The organism is Nanhaiella sioensis, assembly GCF_046557775.1.
GTDB lineage: Bacteria > Bacillota > Bacilli > Bacillales > SM2101 > Nanhaiella > Nanhaiella sioensis.
Window position 1 is genome coordinate 2,152,331 of record NZ_JBKAEG010000001.1, and the last position, 22,670, is coordinate 2,175,000.

Annotated in this window: 18 protein-coding genes, 3 tRNA genes, 3 rRNA genes, 1 other RNA gene and 1 other annotated feature (1 of these 26 cut by a window edge); of the genes, 2 read left to right on the forward strand and 23 right to left on the reverse strand. The window is 38.6% G+C overall.

Annotated elements, in window-relative coordinates; translation table 11 throughout:
- Positions 1–7 precede the first annotated feature (7 nt).
- From V1503_RS10235 to tadA, 17 genes are all read right to left on the reverse strand, one after another.
- Positions 8–448 (reverse strand): YaaR family protein, encoded by a 441-nt coding sequence (locus tag V1503_RS10235; protein WP_214484104.1) that lies wholly within the window; start codon positions 446–448, stop codon positions 8–10.
- A 20-nt stretch (positions 449–468) separates the two neighbouring features.
- Positions 469–798 carry a cyclic di-AMP receptor DarA gene (darA, locus tag V1503_RS10240; protein ID WP_214484105.1) on the reverse strand — a complete coding sequence of 110 codons (330 nt, stop codon included), beginning with the start codon at positions 796–798 and terminating at the stop codon, positions 469–471.
- 139 nt (positions 799–937) lie between these two features.
- Entirely contained in the window at positions 938–1,576 is a 639-nt protein-coding gene (gene tmk / locus V1503_RS10245) for a dTMP kinase (RefSeq protein WP_320259580.1), read from the reverse strand.
- Between the two features lie 16 nt (positions 1,577–1,592).
- Positions 1,593–3,032, reverse strand: coding sequence for an aminotransferase class I/II-fold pyridoxal phosphate-dependent enzyme (locus V1503_RS10250; RefSeq protein WP_410626675.1), 1,440 nt, complete (start codon positions 3,030–3,032; stop codon positions 1,593–1,595).
- Between the two features lie 280 nt (positions 3,033–3,312).
- Positions 3,313–3,504, reverse strand: coding sequence for a sigma factor G inhibitor Gin (locus V1503_RS10255; RefSeq protein ID WP_284730486.1), 192 nt, complete (start codon positions 3,502–3,504; stop codon positions 3,313–3,315).
- A gap of 250 nt (positions 3,505–3,754) precedes the next feature.
- Positions 3,755–3,870 (reverse strand): 5S ribosomal RNA (rrf, locus tag V1503_RS10260).
- Between the two features lie 83 nt (positions 3,871–3,953).
- Positions 3,954–6,884, reverse strand: a 23S ribosomal RNA gene (locus V1503_RS10265).
- Positions 6,885–7,036: 152 nt separating this feature from the next.
- Positions 7,037–7,112, reverse strand: a tRNA-Ala gene (locus V1503_RS10270).
- A 26-nt stretch (positions 7,113–7,138) separates the two neighbouring features.
- Positions 7,139–7,215: transfer RNA gene (locus V1503_RS10275), tRNA-Ile, on the reverse strand.
- 178 nt (positions 7,216–7,393) lie between these two features.
- Positions 7,394–8,944: ribosomal RNA gene (locus tag V1503_RS10280) — 16S ribosomal RNA — on the reverse strand.
- The 16S, 23S and 5S rRNA genes sit together here with 2 tRNA genes alongside, the layout of an rRNA operon.
- 228 nt (positions 8,945–9,172) lie before the next feature.
- Entirely contained in the window at positions 9,173–9,445 is a 273-nt protein-coding gene (locus V1503_RS10285) for a pro-sigmaK processing inhibitor BofA family protein (protein ID WP_214484747.1), read from the reverse strand.
- Positions 9,446–9,719: 274 nt separating this feature from the next.
- Positions 9,720–9,944: a YaaL family protein gene (locus tag V1503_RS10290; protein WP_410626677.1), complete on the reverse strand. Its 225-nt coding sequence runs from the start codon at positions 9,942–9,944 to the stop codon at positions 9,720–9,722.
- A gap of 48 nt (positions 9,945–9,992) precedes the next feature.
- Complete coding sequence (gene recR / locus V1503_RS10295) at positions 9,993–10,589, reverse strand: recombination mediator RecR (RefSeq protein ID WP_214484749.1); 597 nt, start codon at positions 10,587–10,589, stop codon at positions 9,993–9,995.
- Positions 10,590–10,802: 213 nt separating this feature from the next.
- A complete protein-coding gene (locus V1503_RS10300) occupies positions 10,803–11,126 on the reverse strand; it encodes a YbaB/EbfC family nucleoid-associated protein (RefSeq protein ID WP_214484750.1) in 324 nt (107 codons plus the stop codon).
- 28 nt (positions 11,127–11,154) lie between these two features.
- Positions 11,155–12,846, reverse strand: coding sequence for a DNA polymerase III subunit gamma/tau (gene dnaX / locus V1503_RS10305; protein ID WP_410626681.1), 1,692 nt, complete (start codon positions 12,844–12,846; stop codon positions 11,155–11,157).
- Positions 12,847–12,985: 139 nt separating this feature from the next.
- Positions 12,986–13,250, reverse strand: an RNA gene (ffs, locus tag V1503_RS10310) — signal recognition particle sRNA large type.
- Positions 13,251–13,355: 105 nt separating this feature from the next.
- Positions 13,356–13,847, reverse strand: a complete 492-nt coding sequence (tadA, locus tag V1503_RS10315; RefSeq protein WP_410626683.1) for a tRNA adenosine(34) deaminase TadA — start codon at positions 13,845–13,847, stop codon at positions 13,356–13,358.
- 742 nt (positions 13,848–14,589) lie between these two features.
- On the opposite strand from tadA, the gene V1503_RS10320 reads away from it, so the two are divergent.
- Positions 14,590–15,249, forward strand: coding sequence for a deoxynucleoside kinase (locus V1503_RS10320; RefSeq protein WP_410626685.1), 660 nt, complete (start codon positions 14,590–14,592; stop codon positions 15,247–15,249).
- On the forward strand, positions 15,227–15,895 hold the full coding sequence (locus tag V1503_RS10325) for a deoxynucleoside kinase (RefSeq protein ID WP_214484754.1): 669 nt from the start codon (positions 15,227–15,229) through the stop codon (positions 15,893–15,895). The genes V1503_RS10320 and V1503_RS10325 overlap by 23 nt, the downstream gene beginning before the upstream one ends.
- Before the next feature lie 191 nt (positions 15,896–16,086).
- Here V1503_RS10325 and V1503_RS10330 read toward each other — a convergent pair.
- From V1503_RS10330 to guaB, 6 genes are all read right to left on the reverse strand, one after another.
- A tRNA-Ser gene (locus V1503_RS10330) sits at positions 16,087–16,179 on the reverse strand.
- A gap of 189 nt (positions 16,180–16,368) precedes the next feature.
- Positions 16,369–17,643, reverse strand: a complete 1,275-nt coding sequence (serS, locus tag V1503_RS10335) for a serine--tRNA ligase (protein WP_214484755.1) — start codon at positions 17,641–17,643, stop codon at positions 16,369–16,371.
- A gap of 217 nt (positions 17,644–17,860) precedes the next feature.
- Positions 17,861–18,092, reverse strand: a binding site (T-box leader).
- 54 nt (positions 18,093–18,146) lie between these two features.
- Positions 18,147–18,737, reverse strand: a complete 591-nt coding sequence (pdxT, locus tag V1503_RS10340) for a pyridoxal 5'-phosphate synthase glutaminase subunit PdxT (protein WP_410626688.1) — start codon at positions 18,735–18,737, stop codon at positions 18,147–18,149.
- A gap of 16 nt (positions 18,738–18,753) precedes the next feature.
- The gene (gene pdxS, locus V1503_RS10345; protein WP_214484757.1) at positions 18,754–19,638 is read right to left on the reverse strand and encodes a pyridoxal 5'-phosphate synthase lyase subunit PdxS; all 885 of its coding nucleotides are present in this window, start codon (positions 19,636–19,638) and stop codon (positions 18,754–18,756) included.
- Positions 19,639–19,922: 284 nt separating this feature from the next.
- Positions 19,923–21,296 (reverse strand): serine hydrolase, encoded by a 1,374-nt coding sequence (locus V1503_RS10350; protein ID WP_410626690.1) that lies wholly within the window; start codon positions 21,294–21,296, stop codon positions 19,923–19,925.
- A gap of 445 nt (positions 21,297–21,741) precedes the next feature.
- Positions 21,742–22,670, reverse strand: partial view of an IMP dehydrogenase gene (gene guaB, locus V1503_RS10355; protein WP_214484760.1) — the 3' portion only. It continues 538 nt past the right edge of the window; 929 of the gene's 1,467 nt are visible here — the last part of the coding sequence; its start codon lies off the right edge, out of view — the gene reads right to left on this strand; the stop codon is at positions 21,742–21,744.

The following is a 22,670-nucleotide window of genomic DNA, read 5'->3' on the forward strand; positions in this document are numbered from 1 at the left end:
CACTCTCTTACGTATACAAATTTATTAATAATCCTTTTATAATCCCTATTTTATTTAATAGAGAAATTGAATTACTTTCTTTATCTATCAGTGTATCAGCTAAATCAATCAACTCTTGATCGATGTTTTCGATAATTTTTAGCTTTCTACCCTGTCCCCTAGAATTCCAACTATGAGATTGCTTTAAGTCCATGCCGAAATCAACAGCTTGCTCCACGAAGCGTTTCACTAACGCTTTATACTTAGTTAAATCCTTAAATGTTCTTGAGCGAGCGAGCAAATTACCAGCTACTTCAATATCTTTCATAAGCTTGTTTAACTGTTCAACATGCATTTTTGAATCTTGTTTCTGTACAAGCTCATTAAACTTCATTTGATTACTAGATGATTGCTTAATTTCTGGTTGAGCCTTTTCAATGGTTGTCTTTACATCTTGGTTAATTTTCATTATAAATACCTCATATCCGTCTAAAATTGGTGAAATTGATCGATTGGAAGAACAAATACTGTAGCTCCTCCTACCTCTACTTCAACCGGATATGATGCGTAAGTATCTACATTTCCACCCATTGGAGAAATAGGGGCAACTAATTGATCACGATGTTGGCAACTTTCTTTTATGACCTGTAAGGCTTTTTCAACACGAATATCTTCTGTTCCAATTATAAATGTTGTATTTCCAGATTTTAAAAAACCACCTGTACTTGCAAGCTTTGTCGCTCGAAAATTATGGTCAACTAGTGCATTTGATAATCGATTACTATCCTGATCTTGGACGACTGCTAAAATTAATTTCATAACATCAGCCTCCTATCATTTTATCACGAAATTCCTATATCATCATGTTTAGGATGTTGGAAAATATCGTTTATGTTTCGTTTATTATAACATCATTTTCCATCACTTTACCTAGGCACTTATCATGAATTTTAAATTATTATCGTTTATGTCCTTCTATAAAATGCTCTATATGCATTTTTGCTTCATTGAATACCTCTTCAAGCGGCCTGTCTGCCTCGACTAGTCTAATACGATCTGAAAAGCGGTCAACTAATAATAAATATCCTTCACGCACCCTCTCATGAAAGGAGATGTTCTCCATATCTAACCTATTAACCTCTCTTTTATTATTTTGTTGAATTCTTTGTAGTCCCACAATTGGCTCTATATCAAAATATAAAGTAAAATGAGGCATTAAGTTGTTAATGGCAAACTTATTTATGCCAAAAACTTCATCAATACCAATTCCTCTAGCATAACCTTGATAAGCAAGTGAGCTATCTATAAAACGGTCACACAATACTACTTTCCCTTCTTCTAAGGCTGGGATTACCTTTTCGACGAGATGTTGCCGTCTTGCAGCTGCGTATAACAAAGCTTCTGTACGACCATCCATTGTATCGTTCTGTTGATCTAATATTACATTCCTAATTTGCTCTGAAATAGCAATGCCTCCAGGTTCACGAGTTGAAATGACATCATACCCTTTTTTATATAAATAATTTGCTAATTTATCAATGATTGTTGTTTTTCCAGCACCTTCAGGGCCTTCAAAAGAAAAAAAATATCCAGACACTCAATATTCTCCTTTGCTATCTATCAAAAATTTCTATCTCGTTTTGCTTCAATAATTGTCCACCATGAAATTTAGCACCCAATTCCTTAAAATTAAGGATTCTTTCAATATGAGATTCTGTAATTACTTCTCCTACTATTAAAAGTGGTACTCCTGGCGGATAAGGTATTAACATTTGAGCACATAATTGACCTACCGCATCTTTTAACGGAATTACTTTCTTATTGTAGCTTTTTAACTGGCTATATGAAATAGTTAAAGTAGAAATGTTATCGTTCGAATACATTTTTACGTTAGAACTCTTCGTTTTAGTTATTTCGACAGAATGTAAAATATTCTCTATAGAAAGTAACGGCTTAAATAAGTTTTCATCATTTGATAATGGAAATATGAACAACACATTATCAGGATCGGCTAATTCTGTATAAACTCCATAATCCTCAAATAATTTTTGGAGATCATATCCAGATAATACACAATTAGATTGAATGGTAACCTTCAATGGGTCAGTTAATATAGATGGATTATTTGTTCTCGCTACTTTAATTTGTGGTATAGAATGTAAAACCTCAGTATATTGATTTATTTTCTTAACAAGTTGATTGATTATGCTAGTATGTTTTATATCGTTAAGATAGTATCTTGCTAAATCCAAAGAAGCCATTATGGGATAAGAGGGACTACTTGTTTGAAATAGCTGTAAGTAATACACCAAATTATTTATATCAACAAGATTACTTTTGACATGAATAAATGACCCCATAGTCATTGCGGGTAAGGTTTTGTGTGCGGAATGAACAACAATATCAGCTCCACACTCAATTGCAGAAATAGGGAATGGCTGACCTAGATTAAAATGAGCACCATGTGCTTCATCAACTAATACTGGAATATCATAATCATGAGCATATGAAATAACCTCTGTTAAGTCAACTGACTGCCCATAATAATTGGGATTTGTTAAAATGATAGCCTTCGCCTTAGGATGTTCTTTAATTGCTCGTTTAATCGTATCAATTGGGACATGAGCTGCACTTTTTACTATATCATCATAATAAGGGGCTAAAAAAACTGGCTTAACCCCTGCCAATTGAATACTATTAAAAATAGACTTATGACTATTCCTTTGTACAAGAACAGTGTCATTTTTCTCACATACAGCAAGTACCATTGCTAAATTACCAGCTGTGCTGCCATTAACTAAAAAAAAACTCTGGTCTACACCATATAACTCAGCAGTTAATTGTTGGGCTTGTGCAATAGCAGATTCAGGTGCATGTAAATCATCTAACCCTGTTAATTCAGTCGCATCTATTCTTAATATATCTTCAAAGAAGTTAATACCTTTTTCAGGGAAGAGGGAACCATATTTATGGCCAGGAACATGGTATGAATGCGGGTTATTATTAATATGTTGAACTAACGCATCAAACAAAGGTGTTAATTTTTGATCCATTATTACTCCTTCCAGAACGGAATTATATACTTTACATACCTCATTATTATAACTTATTTCAAGCTTTAAAATCTTATTAAATAAGGCATATTATAACAGTAATTATTTGCTATAAGACTAAGATCTAAACATTATTATTATGTAACTATCCCCTATAATACATAGTATAGCTACAAAAAGAGCCTTAATAAAAACACTTATGTATCTATGTACACAAGTGTTCTGAAATTAATTATGATATTTCAGTAAATAATTATTTGTAGTGTGATATGGTATTGATCTATGAAGATGTTGCCTTCTTTAACTGTTGTAGATAAAACTGATACTTTGGATCGCTCGTATCCGTTGTTATCATATTCTTTTCACATTCAATACAAATAAATGTCTTATATAAATGAATTCCTTGATACTTTCTCTGTTCACATATTAAACACGTTTCCCCAATAAGTTGTTTTACTACAAGTGAACTCAACACCTCCACCTCCATACACTTATTATCATCAGTATTTTTAAAATTTATACATAATTTAGAATTTTGGTTACAGAATAATTGTTTTTACTATTTCTATTAGTGTATTTCTTTTTTAAAATAAATGTGTATGTCTATACGCAATAAGTACAACATATCTTTCAAATTTTTTAAGTCAACACATTCAAAGAAACTTGTACATTGCAAAAAAAGCAGACAAAAAAACACAGAGAATTCTCTGTGTTTTTTAATTGCCTGGCAACGTCCTACTCTCACAGGGGGAAACCCCCAACTACCATCGGCGCTGAAGAGCTTAACTTTCGTGTTCGGTATGGGAACGGGTGTGACCTCTTCGCTATCGCCACCAGACATAATATGTAGGAATAAGTTGATATTCCTTCAAAACTAGATAATAGACATTCATTGAACAAAGCTTGCTCTGCATTTCTAACTTGGTTAAGTCCTCGATCTATTAGTATCTGTCAGCTCCACGTGTCACCACGCTTCCACCTCAGACCTATCAACCTCGTCATCTTCGAGGGATCTTACTAGCTTACGCTATGGGAAATCTCATCTTGAGGGGGGCTTCATGCTTAGATGCTTTCAGCACTTATCCCTTCCACACATAGCTACCCAGCTATGCCCTTGGCAGGACAACTGGTACACCAGCGGTGTGTCCATCCCGGTCCTCTCGTACTAAGGACAGCTCCTCTCAAATTTCCTACGCCCACGACGGATAGGGACCGAACTGTCTCACGACGTTCTGAACCCAGCTCGCGTACCGCTTTAATGGGCGAACAGCCCAACCCTTGGGACCGACTACAGCCCCAGGATGCGATGAGCCGACATCGAGGTGCCAAACCTCCCCGTCGATGTGGACTCTTGGGGGAGATAAGCCTGTTATCCCCGGGGTAGCTTTTATCCGTTGAGCGATGGCCCTTCCATGCGGAACCACCGGATCACTAAGCCCGACTTTCGTCCCTGCTCGACTTGTAGGTCTCGCAGTCAAGCTCCCTTATGCCTTTGCACTCTTCGAATGATTTCCAACCATTCTGAGGGAACCTTTGGGCGCCTCCGTTACTTTTTAGGAGGCGACCGCCCCAGTCAAACTGCCCACCTGACACTGTCTCCCGAAGCGATTAGCTCCGTAGGTTAGAATTTCAATACAGCCAGGGTAGTATCCCACCGACGCCTCCACCGAAGCTAGCGCTCCGGTTTCTACGGCTCCTACCTATCCTGTACAAGCTGTACCAAAATTCAATATCAGGCTACAGTAAAGCTCCACGGGGTCTTTCCGTCCTGTCGCGGGTAACCTGCATCTTCACAGGTACTATAATTTCACCGAGTCTCTCGTTGAGACAGTGCCCAGATCGTTACACCTTTCGTGCGGGTCGGAACTTACCCGACAAGGAATTTCGCTACCTTAGGACCGTTATAGTTACGGCCGCCGTTTACTGGGGCTTCGATTCAGAGCTTCTCCTTACGGATAACCCCTCCTCTTAACCTTCCAGCACCGGGCAGGTGTCAGCCCCTATACTTCGCCTTGCGGCTTCGCAGAGACCTGTGTTTTTGCTAAACAGTCGCCTGGGCCTTTTCACTGCGGCTTCTCAGGGCTATTCACCCTAAAAAGCACCCCTTCTCCCGAAGTTACGGGGTCATTTTGCCGAGTTCCTTAACGAGAGTTCTCTCGCTCACCTTAGGATTCTCTCCTCGCCTACCTGTGTCGGTTTGCGGTACGGGCACCTCTCACCTCGCTAGAGGCTTTTCTTGGCAGTGTGGAATCAGGAACTTCGGTACTATATTTCCCTCGCCATCACAGCTCAGCCTTTATGACAAGCGGATTTACCTACTTGTCAGCCTAACTGCTTGGACGCACATATCCAACAGTGCGCTTACCCTATCCTTCTGCGTCCCCCCATTGCTCAAATGGTGAGGAGGTGGTACAGGAATCTCAACCTGTTGTCCATCGCCTACGCCTTTCGGCCTCGGCTTAGGTCCCGACTTACCCTGAGCGGACGAGCCTTCCTCAGGAAACCTTAGGCATTCGGTGGAGGGGATTCTCACCCCTCTTTCGCTACTCATACCGGCATTCTCACTTCTAAGCGCTCCACCAGTCCTCTCGGTCTAGCTTCGCTGCACTTAGAACGCTCTCCTACCACTGTCCGTAAGGACAGTCCACAGCTTCGGTGATACGTTTAGCCCCGGTACATTTTCGGCGCAGAGTCACTCGACCAGTGAGCTATTACGCACTCTTTAAATGGTGGCTGCTTCTAAGCCAACATCCTGGTTGTCTATGCAACTCCACATCCTTTTCCACTTAACGTATACTTTGGGACCTTAGCTGGTGGTCTGGGCTGTTTCCCTTTCGACTACGGATCTTATCACTCGCAGTCTGACTCCCAAGTATAAGTCTTTGGCATTCGGAGTTTGACTGAATTCGGTAACCCGTTGGGGGCCCCTAGTCCAATCAGTGCTCTACCTCCAAGACTCTTCACTTGAGGCTAGCCCTAAAGCTATTTCGGAGAGAACCAGCTATCTCCAAGTTCGATTGGCATTTCACCCCTACCCACACCTCATCCCCGCACTTTTCAACGTGCGTGGGTTCGGGCCTCCATTCAGTGTTACCTGAACTTCACCCTGGACATGGGTAGATCACTTGGTTTCGGGTCTACGACCACGTACTATTTCGCCCTATTCAGACTCGCTTTCGCTGCGGCTCCGTCTCTTCAACTTAACCTTGCACGGGATCGTAACTCGCCGGTTCATTCTACAAAAGGCACGCCATCACCCATTAACGGGCTCTGACTACTTGTAGGCACACGGTTTCAGGATCTCTTTCACTCCCCTTCCGGGGTGCTTTTCACCTTTCCCTCACGGTACTGGTTCACTATCGGTCACTAGGGAGTATTTAGCCTTGGGAGATGGTCCTCCCAGCTTCCGACGGGATTTCACGTGTCCCGCCGTACTCAGGATCCACTCTGGAGGGAACGAAGTTTCAACTACAGGGTTGTTACCTTCTTCGACGGACCTTTCCAGATCGCTTCGTCTACTCCGTTCCTTTGTAACTCCGTATAGAGTGTCCTACAACCCCAAGAGGCAAGCCTCTTGGTTTGGGCTTATTCCGTTTCGCTCGCCGCTACTCAGGAAATCGCTTTTGCTTTCTCTTCCTCCGGGTACTTAGATGTTTCAGTTCCCCGGGTCTGCCTTCAATACCCTATGTATTCAGATATTGATACTGCTCCATTACGAACAGTGGGTTTCCCCATTCGGATATCTCCGGATCGATGCTTACTTACAGCTCCCCGAAGCATTTCGGTGTTAGTCCCGTCCTTCATCGGCTCCTAGTGCCAAGGCATTCACCGTGCGCCCTTTCTAACTTAACCTTAAATTAATGATAAGCGGCAGATTACTGCGTTTTATCATTCGTTTATCTATTTGACCAACGGTCAAACCGTCATCAAATAATGAAAAAAGATTTTCACTTTCTTCAATGAATGTGTCGTTATTATCTAGTTTTCAAGGAACATGATCGTTTTGGTGGAGCCTAGCGGGATCGAACCGCTGACCTCCTGCGTGCAAGGCAGGCGCTCTCCCAGCTGAGCTAAGGCCCCTAAGTTTGAATATGCTTTTATAAAAATGGTGGGCCTAAATGGACTCGAACCATCGACCTCACGCTTATCAGGCGTGCGCTCTAACCAGCTGAGCTATAGGCCCTCTTATAGATTATGGAGATTCTAAAGAACAATACACCAATTTATCGATTTCTACATCTTAGTACTATTATGTACTTATGTTTTCTATCATTCTTTGTTGTTATTCAAAAGATCTCTCAAAACTAAACAAAACAAAAAGCGTCTTTTTATATGAAGTCTAGCTTCACATATTTCCTTAGAAAGGAGGTGATCCAGCCGCACCTTCCGATACGGCTACCTTGTTACGACTTCACCCCAATCATCTGTCCCACCTTAGGCGGCTGGCTCCTTACGGTTACCCCACCGACTTCGGGTGTTACAAACTCTCGTGGTGTGACGGGCGGTGTGTACAAGGCCCGGGAACGTATTCACCGCGGCATGCTGATCCGCGATTACTAGCGATTCCGGCTTCATGCAGGCGAGTTGCAGCCTGCAATCCGAACTGAGAATGGTTTTATGGGATTCGCTTAACCTCGCGGTTTTGCTGCCCTTTGTACCATCCATTGTAGCACGTGTGTAGCCCAGGTCATAAGGGGCATGATGATTTGACGTCATCCCCACCTTCCTCCGGTTTGTCACCGGCAGTCACCTTAGAGTGCCCAACTTAATGCTGGCAACTAAGATCAAGGGTTGCGCTCGTTGCGGGACTTAACCCAACATCTCACGACACGAGCTGACGACAACCATGCACCACCTGTCACTCTGTCCCCCGAAGGGGAACGCCCTATCTCTAGGGTTGGCAGAGGATGTCAAGACCTGGTAAGGTTCTTCGCGTTGCTTCGAATTAAACCACATGCTCCACCGCTTGTGCGGGCCCCCGTCAATTCCTTTGAGTTTCAACCTTGCGGTCGTACTCCCCAGGCGGAGTGCTTAATGCGTTAGCTGCAGCACTAAAGGGCGGAAACCCTCTAACACTTAGCACTCATCGTTTACGGCGTGGACTACCAGGGTATCTAATCCTGTTCGCTCCCCACGCTTTCGCACCTCAGCGTCAGTTACAGACCAGAGAGTCGCCTTCGCCACTGGTGTTCCTCCACATCTCTACGCATTTCACCGCTACACGTGGAATTCCACTCTCCTCTTCTGCACTCAAGTTCCCCAGTTTCCAATGACCCTCCACGGTTGAGCCGTGGGCTTTCACATCAGACTTAAGGAACCGCCTGCGCGCGCTTTACGCCCAATAATTCCGGACAACGCTTGCCACCTACGTATTACCGCGGCTGCTGGCACGTAGTTAGCCGTGGCTTTCTGGTTAGGTACCGTCAAGGTACCGCCCTATTCGAACGATACTTGTTCTTCCCTAACAACAGAGTTTTACGATCCGAAAACCTTCTTCACTCACGCGGCGTTGCTCCGTCAGACTTTCGTCCATTGCGGAAGATTCCCTACTGCTGCCTCCCGTAGGAGTCTGGGCCGTGTCTCAGTCCCAGTGTGGCCGATCACCCTCTCAGGTCGGCTACGCATCGTCGCCTTGGTGAGCCGTTACCTCACCAACTAGCTAATGCGCCGCGGGCCCATCCGTAAGTGATAGCCGAAGCCATCTTTCAAATAAGAACCATGTGGTTCTTATTGTTATTCGGTATTAGCTCCGGTTTCCCGAAGTTATCCCAATCTTACAGGTAGGTTGCCCACGTGTTACTCACCCGTCCGCCGCTAACCTCCGGGAGCAAGCTCCCTTTGGTTCGCTCGACTTGCATGTATTAGGCACGCCGCCAGCGTTCGTCCTGAGCCAGGATCAAACTCTCCAATAAAGTTTGATTGCTCATTTGTTCAAAAAAATTAACGTTGACGCTTTTGTTTTGTTTAGTTTTCAAAGAACTTTATTAAAACGACTTAATTATCATATCACTTCAGTCAGTTTGTGTCAACACTTTTTTTAATTCAATGTGTTGTCTGAAGCAGCGACAAGCAATAATATATCATATATTAAATAATAGTGTCAATTGGTTTTTACAAAAAAAATAAACAACCATCTATTGTTATACACTCGGTAATACAAATAGCTGGATAATAATTAGAGCTGTTAATCCTGGAATACCTAAAAAGCCCGATATAGCCGATGTAATAAAGTTTATCGGTATATGTAATCCTAAACTAGCCCCAAAAGCATTTAAGAAAAATAAAAACAAAGCACCAATTAATAGTTTAATAAACCCTTGCCCAATCATACGTAACGGTTTTATCGGAGCACCTACTAATAATAATAGCACGATAATAAATATAAAAATTGATATTACAAGAATAGGTTCCATTCCTATACCTCTCCTCTATTGTTTTTACTACAATATATTGAACAAGCATAGGAAAAAGAACTTTAAAATCATCTATATGATAGGAAAATACACTTAACTTGTAATGTATATTTGGTTTTATTTGTTTTTGGACATAGATCAAATACATAAAAAACAAGAGTACGTGGCACCAATCGTCTTTCAAAAACGTGTTAAAAACGTAACGCTACGTCATATGTTCTTAAATAGTAAAAACAGCATCTATTTTTACTATATGAGCGTTACAACAAAACACTTATGTGAATTTAGCCATTGATACTTGTCGATTTTTCGCTTCTCGTAGAAGGAAAAAATAGGTAGACTCTATAATCTTAAGATCATTAAGAAGCTCTCTTGATGGCTCAACACTTCTTTCAACAACCTTCTTATGATGTTCCCAATCTTCTTTCACTTCTTCAATTGTCTTAATAAGGGATTTATCGTATTGCTTACGTAACTTACCTTTTCTTAGAAAAAACATACTTAAACACCTCATCAAGTAGTCTTCACTTAGCTTGGATTATAATAGTTAGAGCTCTCTTCTACCCTCTAATGCTTTAGAAAGAGTTACTTCATCCGCATATTCTAAATCTCCACCAACAGGGAGACCGTGGGCAATTCTAGTCATTTTTATATTGGCTGGCTTTAGCAACCTAGATATATACATGGCGGTAGCTTCACCTTCTATATTAGGATTAGTTGCCAATATTATTTCTTGTATCTCATCATCTTGTAGTCTCTTTAACAGCTCAGGAATCTTTATATCTTCCGGTCCAATACCGTCCATTGGCGATATAGCACCATGTAAAACATGATACAATCCATTGTATTCTTTCATTTTTTCCATTGCAATTACATCTTTTGGGTCCTGAAGTACACAAATAACACTCCGATCGCGGCGCTCATCTTCACATATATAACATGGATCTTGGTCAGTAATATGGCCACATTTAGAGCAATACGTTAAATTTCTTTTGGCGTTGACTAAAGCTTTAGCAAAGTCAAGCACAACATCTTCTTTCATATTTAACACAAAAAAAGCCAGACGAACGGCCGTTTTTGGACCTATCCCTGGCAGCTTCATAAAACTATCGATTAGTTTTGATATTGGTTCAGGATAATGCATAGGATAACCTCCCAGATAAGAAAAAGCGCAATGCGCCTGTTTATATACAATAACCATATGACGAGCTGTCAAGAAGGTGTGGTTCTGTTAATTTGTTAACGGGATTGTAGCTAGACAATTTCGATCAATGTTAGCGTCCTATTTATCCCAACAAGCAGTAAATCCGATTATTAAAAGGTAATTTTCACCGTTTAATAATCGGAAAATTATTCTCTAGAACATTCCACCTGGTAAGTTCAATCCCTTAGTGAATTGTCCCATCGTATCATTAGTCATCTCTTCTACTTTTTTCAACGCTTCATTTGTAGCAGCAAGTACAAGATCTTGAAGCATTTCAATGTCTTCAGGGTCTACAACCTCTTCTTTAATTACAACATCGATGACTTCTTTGTGGCCATTGACGGTAACTGTTACCATCCCTCCACCAGCTGTTCCTTCAATCGACTTTTCACCTAGTTCTTCTTGAGCTTTTTGCATATCCTTTTGCATTTTTTGCATTTGTTTCATCATTTTTTGCATATTTCCCATTCCACGCATTATTGTATTCCTCCTTATATAATTCTATCTATTCTTTCATCTCAATGAGATGATCACCAACTAGTTTTTTAGCCTCTGTAACAAGTAAGTCCTCTTCATTTTCATTATCTTCTTCATCTCTTTGACCACGAATATACTCTTCTCTGATTTCTGACCATTTTTCTTCTGGAACACCGACCAATTCAAAACGCTTCCCGACCATCTCAATTAATATACCATCAACATTATCACGAATATTATTATTATTTTCCGCGACCATTTTACAATGTATCTCGTATTTGAATTTTAACACAAAGGCATCATTTGAGGCAGCGACAGGTTCACTATCATTTAGTAGAGCTGCATGAGAAACTTTGTTTTGTTTTCTTAACAAGTCTAACATATCGCCCCAACGACTTTTAATTAGTTGGAGGTCTTGTTTAGTAGCATTATTCAAAATTTCCTGAATGCGACCAGTCGGTGTTTTGTAGCCACTTTTTCTTGTTCCCTTTTGCGATCGCTTTTCTTGTGATGAATCTGTTTGTTGTGCTTGATTATGTTGAGAACTAACTTTTAGTTGATTTAGCTCTGATTCTAGCTGTTCTATTTTTAACATTAATGAATCAATTTCCGGCAATTGCTTTATCGTCTTAGGCTCTTCAAGTTGGCAGAGCTTTACAATCGTTACCTCTAAAAATATCCGAGGGTGATTTGTCCATTTCATGTCTTGTTGGCTTTTATTCAATCGATCAATCATTGTGTAAATTTCAGAAGATCTAAAATCGTCAGCCAGTTGCTTAAATTGCTCATCAATTGTTAGTCGTTCAAGAACATTTTCTAGGTTAGGGGCTGTTTTATATAGTAGCATATCACGAAAGTACATGATTACATCTTCAACAAACCTCATTGGATCTTTACCTTGATTCATTAACGAATCTAGCGATTTAAGCCCTTTAGAAACATCTCTATCTTTTAAGGCAGCAACGATATCCGCAATAAAAGACTGTGAAACAGCTCCTGTAACTGTTAGCACATCATTCAGTTGAACTTCTTCCCCGCTAAAAGATAATGCTTGATCTAACAAACTTAATGCATCCCGCATTCCACCTTCAGCTACTCTTGCTATTGCGTGTAACGCATCATCTTTCACAATCACCTGCTGATGTTGAAGAATAGTTTTCAACCTTAAGGTAATTGATTGTGGTGATATTCTTTTTAAATCAAACCTTTGACACCTCGAAATAATAGTTAAAGGTATTTTGTGAGGTTCTGTTGTAGCTAAAATAAAAATAACGTGCTCTGGCGGTTCTTCCAAAGTTTTCAATAATGCATTGAATGCACCTATAGATAACATATGCACTTCATCAATAATGTACACTTTGTATCTAACTGCACTAGGTACATACTTCACCTTATCTCTTATATCTCTAATTTCATCTACTCCGTTATTAGATGCAGCATCAATTTCAATAACATCAGAAATTGATCCATCTGATATGCCGCGACAACTACTGCATTCATTACATGGATCTGCAATAGGTGCTTTTTGACAATTTACTGCTTTAGCTATAATTTTTGCAATAGTTGTTTTCCCGGTACCTCGAGGGCCAGAAAAAAGATATGCATGTGAAAACTTTTGCTGGAGCAGTGCATTTTGAAGTGTTTTCGTAACGTGGTCCTGACCAACTACATCATGAAATTGTTGTGGTCTCCAAACACGATATAAAGCTTGGTAACTCAAAAACACGCCCCCTTCACATTTTTATCTTATTCATTATACCTTACTTAATTAATCATTTTCAAAGTGAAAGATAAATCTTTTTATTCAATTATACAAAAAACTCACTCTTAAAGAGTGAGTTTTATTTGTATAATAACTGCCGTGCACCTTCCGTTGATTAGTCATCCTAGGCGTTACTTAAGCAGTTAGCTCGGTCTAGGCAACCCCACGGCACATGAGAGCTTCCGCTTACTGCTGCTTCCTTCCGGACCTGACAGGGTTCACGGATTCCCATTGCGTGGGACCCAGACGTCAACACCACTTACTTAAGTCAGACCCTAAAATGGACTAACCGCAAGAAGGGATTCGGCCTCGCTAGAGCGGATTGCGAGTATAGGGCACCGCTACCTCCCCGCTTAGCACGGCAAAATTGAAACCAAATATTATATGCATTGTTACCAACGCAATTAATAGTATAAAGCCTTTAGCGAAAAATTGCAATGAATTACAAACTGTAAATTATATGAAAATTATTTTTTTGTTAACTTTTTTTCATTTTTCTCTTTATTCCTTTTCCGTATATTATTAAAAAAAGTTGTTAAGATAGAACCACACTCTTTCTCCAAGATTCCACTTTCAACTTCTACTTGATGATTGAACCTTTTCTCGTCTAAAAGATTCATAATTGTTCCAGCACAACCTCCCTTTGGATCTTTGGCACCGTAAACAACCCTCTGAATTCTTGACAATACAATGGCTCCAGCACACATCGGACATGGTTCTAGCGTAACATATAACGTCGTATTTTCTAATCTCCAAGATCCTATACTTTTACATGCTTCATCAATTGCAAGTAATTCAGCATGGGCTAACGATCTTTGTTCTCTTTCACGTAAATTAAATGCGGAAGCAATAATTTCATTATCTTTTACAATTACAGCACCAATAGGAACCTCATTTATTTGTTCAGCTTTCTTTGCTTCATTAAGAGCAAGGCGCATGTAATATTCGTCTGTATTCATTTTTTATCTCCTTGTTATATAGTGGGCAAAGGCTACGGACCTTCCTGAAAAGTGGTACATTTATTCACTCGAATGCACCTTTTGCCTTTGAGCGTTATCTATGAAACGAATTGAATTGAGAGGATTGGCGCTGTACTTAATATCTAGGGACTGACTCATAGAAAAAAAATCCAAATAACTAACACAAATCATTTTACAAGTGATGTAGATTAGTCATCTTACAATTAGTAATTTAAGAGAACTCCCGCTATAATTAGGGCTTTTTTCGCAATAATTGTTGCTTTTCGTTCTAAGATATAATCACGTATACATTTAGCGTTGGTAGCCTCTTTTCTACTTTTACATTTATTGAGCTCCTTGAAAACACTTCTTACTGTCCATTTTAGTAAAACAACATAGTTTACGAAAAGAGCCTTAATTAACTATTATAAATATATGTTACATTATACAGTAGTCTCTTTCGTTCCTTTCATATATAATTTACCAATGATAATATCCAAAAGCTAATGTATTAATTTTTATTTCCCAACAATTTCTTTCAGATTGTCACACCGTGAAATGATTCACTGTGATAAAATACAATTTGTCAGTTTTTTTGATCGTACGTTTGGTTGTTATACAAAATGCATATGCATTTATTCTTCTCCCTATAGATAGAAGCTTAATATTTCAAACCTCGTACATGAATATAACTCGAATTCAAAGCAGGATTTTCTTTACCTTTTAAGAGGGGGACAACATAATGAAACAAACACCTTTTATAACAGTAGAGGGCCCAATCGGTGTCGGAAAAACTTCACTCGCAAAAGCAATTGAAAATCATTTTAATATCCATTTATTAAAAGAAATCGTTGATGAGAATCCTTTTTTAGGAAAATTTTATGAAGATATTGACGAGTGGAGTTTTCAATTGGAAATGTTCTTTCTTTGTAATCGGTACAAACAACTTGAAGACATTGAAAAAAAATATATAAGACAAAATAAAGCAGTAGTATCTGATTATCATATTTTTAAGAACTTAATCTTTGCTGAACGCACGCTAAAAGATCACCAACTTACTAAATATATACAGGTATACAATATCTTAACTGCGGATTTACCTACTCCAAATGTAGTTATTTACCTACATGCAAGTTTAGATACATTACTTAATAGAATTAACATGCGTGGTAGAGACATTGAAAAAAATATTGAGCCTAGCTATTTAGAACAATTATGTAGTGATTACGAACAAGCTATGGAACAATTTGAACGTGAGAATCCTACAATCCCAGTTCTCCGCTTTAATGGTGATCAACTCGACTTTGTCCAAAATCAAAATGATTTAGAAATGATTCTAAACATACTACAACAGACTTTACTAAAAGGAGCAGAATTCAATGAATTTGCGAGAAAAATATGAAATACCAAATGATGCTGTTATTACAATAGCTGGTACAGTGGGTGTAGGTAAATCAACGATGACAAATTCGTTAGCTAATGCTTTACAATTCCGTACATCCTTTGAAAAGGTGGATTCAAACCCTTATTTAGATAAATTTTATAGTGATTTTAATAAGTGGAGCTTTCACTTGCAGATTTATTTTTTAGCAGAACGTTTTAAAGAACAGAAGAAAATATTTGAATACGGTGGAGGATTTATACAAGACCGTTCTATTTATGAAGATACAGGTATTTTTGCAAATATGCATTACGAAAAAGGAACAATGTCTGCTGTAGACTACGAAACATATACAAATCTTTTTGAAGCAATGGTGATGACACCTTATTTCCCGCATCCTGACTTGTTAATCTACCTTGAAGGAAGCTTAGATGATATTATTTCTCGGATACAAGAGCGTGGTCGACCAATGGAACAACAAACGCCTATTGAGTATTGGAAAGAAATGCACGAACGATATGAAAACTGGATAAACAATTTTAATGCGTGTCCAGTTTTACGCATTAACATCAATGATTATGATATCATTTCAAACAAGCAGTCAATTGAGCCTGTTATTGAACGAATATCAACGTTTATAAAACATTCAAGAGTGTTAACTAAATAGCATATAAAAAACGAGCAATAAAACCATTGCTCGTTTTTTATATGCTATATGCAATTATCGTATGAATTATGTGGGGCGTAACCGTAATGACGATCACAATTCAAAAATTATACTAAAAAATTCGTTACGCGTGTAACGAATTCAACAGATCTCCAATTATATTATGCGCTTGATAATTGTAATCAAAATTATGGCGGAGGAAGAGGGATTCGAACCCCCGCGGGCTTTGACACCCCTGTCGGTTTTCAAGACCGATCCCTTCAGCCGGACTTGGGTATTCCTCCGTATCGACAAGAATTAATATACCATATGATAGACTAGCCTGTCAACATAAATTAACAACTTTTTTGAGGAGAGTTTTCACTCCCCTCCATTTATTCTACTTACCATAGTTTGAGTAATAAACAATTTGCTACCTTATAATAAATGTAGCGTTTCTTCTCTACAATAAATTACTTTTCCCATTGTTATTACTAGCCAATTACATCTTTATTTCTCATATATGGACGTAATACCTCTGGGATAATGACTGTTCCATCTTGTTGTTGATAATTCTCTAGTATCGCAGAAACTGTACGTCCAATTGCTAATCCAGACCCATTTAACGTATGAACATGCTCTGGTTTTCCTTTTTTATCACGACGGAATCTAATGTTTGCACGACGTGCTTGAAATGCCTCGAAATTACTACAAGATGAAATTTCACGGAACGTTCCATAGCTCGGCAACCATACTTCAATATCATACTTTTTCGCAGCTGTAAAGCCAAGGTCTGCTGTACACATACTCATCACACGGTATGGTAATCCAAGTAATTGTAGCACTTTTTCAGCATGACTGGTTATTTTTTCTAATTCCTCATATGAATGCTCTGGTTTAACAAATTTCACAAGCTCTACCTTGTTAAATTGATGCTGTCGAATAAGTCCTCTTGTATCTCTACCAGCTGAGCCAGCCTCAGAACGGAAGCATGAACTATACGCTGCATAATTAATAGGGAGTTGTTCACCAGACAATATTTCATCTCTATATAAATTAGTAACGGGTACTTCCGCAGTAGGAATTAAGAAATAGTCTTCACTATCAATTAAAAAAGCATCCTCTTCAAATTTAGGAAGCTGACCTGTTCCTGTCATACTAGCGCGATTCACTAAATATGGCGTCAATAACTCCTCATATCCATGTTCTTCAACATGTAGGTCTAACATAAAATTCATTAAAGCTCTCTCTAGCCTTGCCCCTAAACCTTTATAAAATACAAACCGGCTACCAGTTACTTTACTAGCACGTTCAAAGTCTAAAATATTTAGATCGTCAGCTATCTCCCAATGGGGTTTTGGCTCATAAGTAAATTGAGGAACTTGCCCCCATTGACGTACCTCTACATTATCATCCTCAGTTTCACCAACAGGGACACTCTCATGTGGTATATTGGGTATTGATAATAATAATTGTTGTAAAGTCTCCTCAACCTTACGGAGTTCAACATCAAGCTCTTTTATATGCTCTCCGACTTGTCTCATTTCAGTTATTAGATGATCTGCATCTTTTTTCTCACGCTTAAGCATTGCGACTTGTTGAGAAGCTTCATTTCTTTTACTTTTTAATTCCTCAGTTTTTACGATTAATTCACGACGCTTTTGATCAAGCTCCTCAAAGCGTCCTAAATCGGTTAAATCTTCTCCTCGAAATGTTAGTTTTTCTTTAACTTCTTCAAAATTACCTCTTAATACTTTTAAATCTAACATTGTTACCCCTCCTTTAAAGTAAAAGCTGTTTTCGTATCAAGATCCCTTGTTTTTTACTTACTAAAAATAAATTCAACAGGCAACTAGTGTTGGTAGTATCTGTTTTTCTTTAAAGCAATGATAATTGTCAAAGAGAAACTAGCTGTTTTCATTCAGTAACAATAGCGACAAAGCTTACAAAAAGGGCCTAAACAAACAAAAAACTCCCATCCCTATAAGAAGGGACGAGAGTTAACCCGCGTTGCCACCCTAGTTAAAGACAATGACAACATTATCTTTCACTTCAAATAAATAACGGTACTTTACCGAAAATACTTACTACCCTTAATAGGTTTGTTCAGTATTTTTGCTCGAGGATGGATTCACAAGTCTTCCACATCGGTTCGCACCAACCACCGACTCTCTTTCAGAAAAAGATTCTTGTTACTATTTCCTGTCGTTGCTTCTTCATTTTTAGATTGGTATACATAATTTACTATAAGTATTTTGAACTTGCAACTGTTTTATACATAATTTTTTTCTTTCGCTTCTTCAACCATACTAACAAAATAACTCATTAACCGATAATCCTCTGTTAATTCAGGGTGAAAGGAACATCCTAGAAACTGGTCCTGCCTAGCTGCTACAATTCTGTTTTTATGCTTTGCTAATACCTCAACATCCTCTCCTACTGAGACGATATGAGGAGCGCGGATAAATACAGCAATAAAATCATCCGCTACGTGAGATATTGAAAGCTTTGCTTCAAAGCTTTCTCTTTGGCGACCAAACGAGTTTCTTTCTACAGTTATATCCATAACCCCAACGTGTGCTTCCTTGTAGCCAACAATATCATTAGCTAGCAAAATTAAACCGGCACATGTCCCAAACATAGGTTTACCTGCCGAAGCGAATTCTCTTAGTGGTTCCATAAAACTATATTTATCAATCAAACGACGCATCGTTGTACTCTCGCCCCCAGGCAAAACTAACCCCTCAACTTCATTTAATTGCTCAACCCTTTTTATCACAACGGCTTCTGCACCTGCAGCTTCTATAGCCCAAACATGCTCACGCACTGCTCCTTGAAGGCCTAAAACACCTATTTTCACCATATCTACTACTCCTTAATTACCATCCACGTTCTTGCATACGATGCTCTGGTAAAATTGATGAAATTTCAATACCTTTCATCGCTGTACCTAAACCTTTAGAAAGACTAGCAATTAACTCATAGTCTTGGAAATGTGTTGTTGCTTCTACAATTGCACGTGCAAACTTAGCGGGATTTTCTGATTTAAATATACCCGAACCAACAAATACTCCATCAGAACCTAATTGCATCATTAACGCTGCATCCGCAGGTGTTGCAATTCCACCAGCAGCAAAATTAACGACCGGTAATCTACCTTCATTTTTTATTTGTAAAAGAAGCTCAAAAGGGGCTCCTAAATTTTTTGCTTCTGTCATTAATTCATCTTCACTCATACTAGAAACTTTTCTAATTTGAGCATTTACTTTACGCATATGACGTACAGCTTCAACGATGTTCCCTGTACCAGGTTCTCCTTTTGTACGAAGCATTGATGCACCTTCGGCAATACGTCGAGTCGCTTCTCCTAAATCACGGCATCCACATACAAAAGGCACAGTATATTCTCTTTTATTTAAATGATACTCTTCATCTGCAGGTGTAAGAACTTCACTTTCATCAATATAGTCTACACCTAAAGATTCAAGTACACGTGCTTCAACAATGTGGCCGATACGCGCCTTCGCCATAACTGGAATCGAAACAGCATTCATTACCTCTTCTACAATTGTTGGGTCTGCCATTCTTGCAACTCCACCAGCAGCTCTTATATCAGCAGGAACTCTCTCCAAAGCCATAACTGCCACAGCTCCAGCTTCTTCAGCTATCTTCGCTTGTTCAGCGTTTACCACATCCATGATAACGCCACCTTTTTGCATCTCTGCCATACCACGTTTTACGCGATCAGTACCTGTATTAACCATTAATGTTGTCCTCCTTGAACCATTATTAATCCATTGTGTATTATTTTACATTAAAAAACTAGAAAATCCTAATAGTAAATTTTCATTTTTATCAAGAAAAGCGTAAATACCATATTCATCCACAGCGTGCATTGGAATGATTTCATTTGAATGTGCTTTTAACTTCGGTCGTTAGCTGACGTTCAAAAGCTATTTTCAAATTCAATATACTACACCCTTCATCCTTTTAAAGAAGGCTCCCATCAAGGGAGCCAATCATCATTTTATACAAGTTATGAATGTGGTTAGAACCAACCTTTTACTGTTTCAGATACACTTGTCCATACATCTGAGAAAAATCCACCAATTCCTCTAGTCATTAAAACAAACCAGTTTGCTTTTTCTACAGCTGTTTTCGTGATGATATCTGTTTGCATAGTTTTTTCACCTTCTGAGGTTAAAAAACCATAACCATTGTCACCTTCGTATGAAACAGTCATCGTCCCTACTACATCATCTTTTTTAATAGGAGCAGTTAGCGCACCGTCTTCTGTTAATACTTCTTCACTAATATTAAATACAGGCTCGAATTGTTCAGCTTCGCCATTTTTAATTACTGTCTTGATTGGATTTGCTGTATATACTTCAATCTCTTTTTCTTTACCTTTCACAACAGGAACAGTAGATTCTTTTTTAATTTGATAACCTTCAGGGTAAAGCTCTTGTATTTTAAAATTAGCAAACGCATAATCTAACAGCTTTTCTGTTTCAATAAATCGAGCTTCTGGAATAGATTTCCCGTTCGATTTTGCGTTCATTACAACGGTAATATAACGCATGCCATCTCTTTCTGCAGTACTTGTGAAACAATAGCCGGCTAAATCAGTAAATCCTGTTTTTATTCCGTCTACTCCTTCGTATTCATAGAGTAATCCTGGAAGCATCCAATTCCAGTTAGCCATCTGAATAGGATAATCGCCTTCTTCTCTAAACACTTTTTTAGAAATACTTGCAGTATTAATAATCTCCGGGAAATCATTAAATAACTTGTAAGCTAGTGTAGCTGTTGTTCTAGCAGACATTAAATTTTCGTCGCTTTTACTTGTACCTTCAGGGTGCATATCATAAAGACTATTATTATTAAGTCCCGTAGAATTTACAAACTTGTAATCCTTCAAGCCAAGCTCTTTCGCCTTAGCATTCATCATCTTGACAAATTCTGTTTCTGAACCTGCAATCACTTCAGCTAAAGCAATGGTTGCGCCATTAGCAGAATAAATGGCCATCGCTTCGTAAAGTTCTTTTACTGTATATTTTCCATCTTGTACAAGAGGAACATTCGACAAACCTGTATCTTGTGATATTTTATAGACATAATCTGATACGGGATATTCTTGATCCCATGTCACCTTTTTTTGATCAATAGCTTCTAGTAGCAAGTATTCAGTCATCATTTTAGTCATACTTGCAATACCTAATATTGTATCAATATTTTTTTGATATAAAATCTTACCTGTTGACGCTTCTACAACTATCGCTGCATCAGCTTCGATATTTAGTGGATCTTCTTGAGCATACGCAAGTTGAGATGTATTCGTAAAAGTCATTAATATTATCATTGATAAAAGACTTATAATTAAGCCTTTTTGATATCTGTTTTTCACTAAAAAACCCTCCATCATTAACATTACATAGACGTTATTGTATCATATTCTACTAAAAAAAAATAGATAGTGTTATACACACTATCTCCTGACAATCTTAAAACATAATTATTAAAAGCCTGATTCACTTCTCATCGCATCAATTTTTATTTTTTATGCTAAATCGGTCAGCAAATGAACATGCTTATAACCGATTCTATCGTCAATTCCTTATGTCTTAGAATGTCGTGCAAGCGCCGTTTTATATAGTTTTTTTGTCCTTGGTTGACGATCATTTATCACTTATTTAGGCTCTTTTCGTAAACTTTGTTGCTATTGTTAGCCAATTAGAACCAATAAGGTGGTTTAACATGATTAGTCGTTGTAGTACAGAAGAAAAGATGCCACGAATTCTAGTTGTGTAGTGTTTCGTTTTTAGTACGAAAAGTAACAAGCCTTTATTTATCAACTGCTAACCTTGTTAACTCGTTGAATAGTTAGGGGACTCTTTTGTAATTTGTACATCATGCGGATGGCTTTCTCTTAAACCTGCTCCAGTCATCCGAATAAATTGAGATTTTTCTCGAAGTGCTTTTAAATTTTGTGCACCACAATACCCCATACCTGATCGTATACCACCGATAAGCTGATATACTGTATCTGCTAAAGGACCTTTGTATGGTAAACGACCTTCTATACCCTCGGGAACAAACTTCTTATTATCTTCTTGGAAATAACGATCTTTACTACCTTTTTCCATCGCTCCAACAGACCCCATACCACGATAAACTTTAAATCGACGGCCTTGGAATATCTCTGTCTCCCCTGGACTTTCAGTTACACCTGCAAGTAGACTACCTAACATAACCACATGTCCACCAGAAGCCAAAGCTTTAACAATATCTCCTGAATATTTTATTCCACCATCTGCAATAATCGCAACATCGTGTTTTCTAGCTTCAGTGGCACAATCATAAATTGCAGTAATTTGTGGTACACCAACTCCAGCTACTACACGAGTTGTACAAATAGAACCTGGTCCTATTCCTACTTTAACTACATTTGCACCTGCTTCAATTAGGTCCTTTGTCGCTTCAGCTGTGGCAACATTTCCAGCAATGATATCTAATTCTGGATAAGTTTGACGAATCTTCTTAACTGTATCTAACACCCCGATTGAATGACCGTGAGCAGTATCAACAACAATGACATCAACACTTGCCTTCACTAATGCTTCCACACGAAGCATTGTATCAGCTGTCACCCCGACAGCAGCCCCTACCAATAAACGCCCTTGTTTATCTTTTGCTGAATTAGGAAACTCAATGACCTTTTCAATATCTTTTATCGTAATTAAACCTTTTAGTACTCCTTGATTATCTACAAGAGGTAATTTCTCAATTTTGTGAT

Coding starts and splice junctions, on each gene's coding strand:
- serS (WP_214484755.1), bottom strand. CDS start 17,643: ATGTTAGATTTAAAAGTATTAAGAGGTAATTTTGAAGAAGTTAAAGAA.
- V1503_RS10350 (WP_410626690.1), bottom strand. CDS start 21,296: ATGGAGGGTTTTTTAGTGAAAAACAGATATCAAAAAGGCTTAATTATA.
- pdxS (WP_214484757.1), bottom strand. CDS start 19,638: ATGGTTAATACAGGTACTGATCGCGTAAAACGTGGTATGGCAGAGATG.
- V1503_RS10325 (WP_214484754.1), top strand. CDS start 15,227: ATGAATTTGCGAGAAAAATATGAAATACCAAATGATGCTGTTATTACA.
- V1503_RS10235 (WP_214484104.1), bottom strand. CDS start 448: ATGAAAATTAACCAAGATGTAAAGACAACCATTGAAAAGGCTCAACCA.
- V1503_RS10290 (WP_410626677.1), bottom strand. CDS start 9,944: ATGTTTTTTCTAAGAAAAGGTAAGTTACGTAAGCAATACGATAAATCC.
- pdxT (WP_410626688.1), bottom strand. CDS start 18,737: ATGGTGAAAATAGGTGTTTTAGGCCTTCAAGGAGCAGTGCGTGAGCAT.
- tadA (WP_410626683.1), bottom strand. CDS start 13,847: ATGAATACAGACGAATATTACATGCGCCTTGCTCTTAATGAAGCAAAG.
- V1503_RS10320 (WP_410626685.1), top strand. CDS start 14,590: ATGAAACAAACACCTTTTATAACAGTAGAGGGCCCAATCGGTGTCGGA.
- V1503_RS10285 (WP_214484747.1), bottom strand. CDS start 9,445: ATGGAACCTATTCTTGTAATATCAATTTTTATATTTATTATCGTGCTA.
- darA (WP_214484105.1), bottom strand. CDS start 798: ATGAAATTAATTTTAGCAGTCGTCCAAGATCAGGATAGTAATCGATTA.
- recR (WP_214484749.1), bottom strand. CDS start 10,589: ATGCATTATCCTGAACCAATATCAAAACTAATCGATAGTTTTATGAAG.
- V1503_RS10300 (WP_214484750.1), bottom strand. CDS start 11,126: ATGCGTGGAATGGGAAATATGCAAAAAATGATGAAACAAATGCAAAAA.
- V1503_RS10250 (WP_410626675.1), bottom strand. CDS start 3,032: ATGGATCAAAAATTAACACCTTTGTTTGATGCGTTAGTTCAACATATT.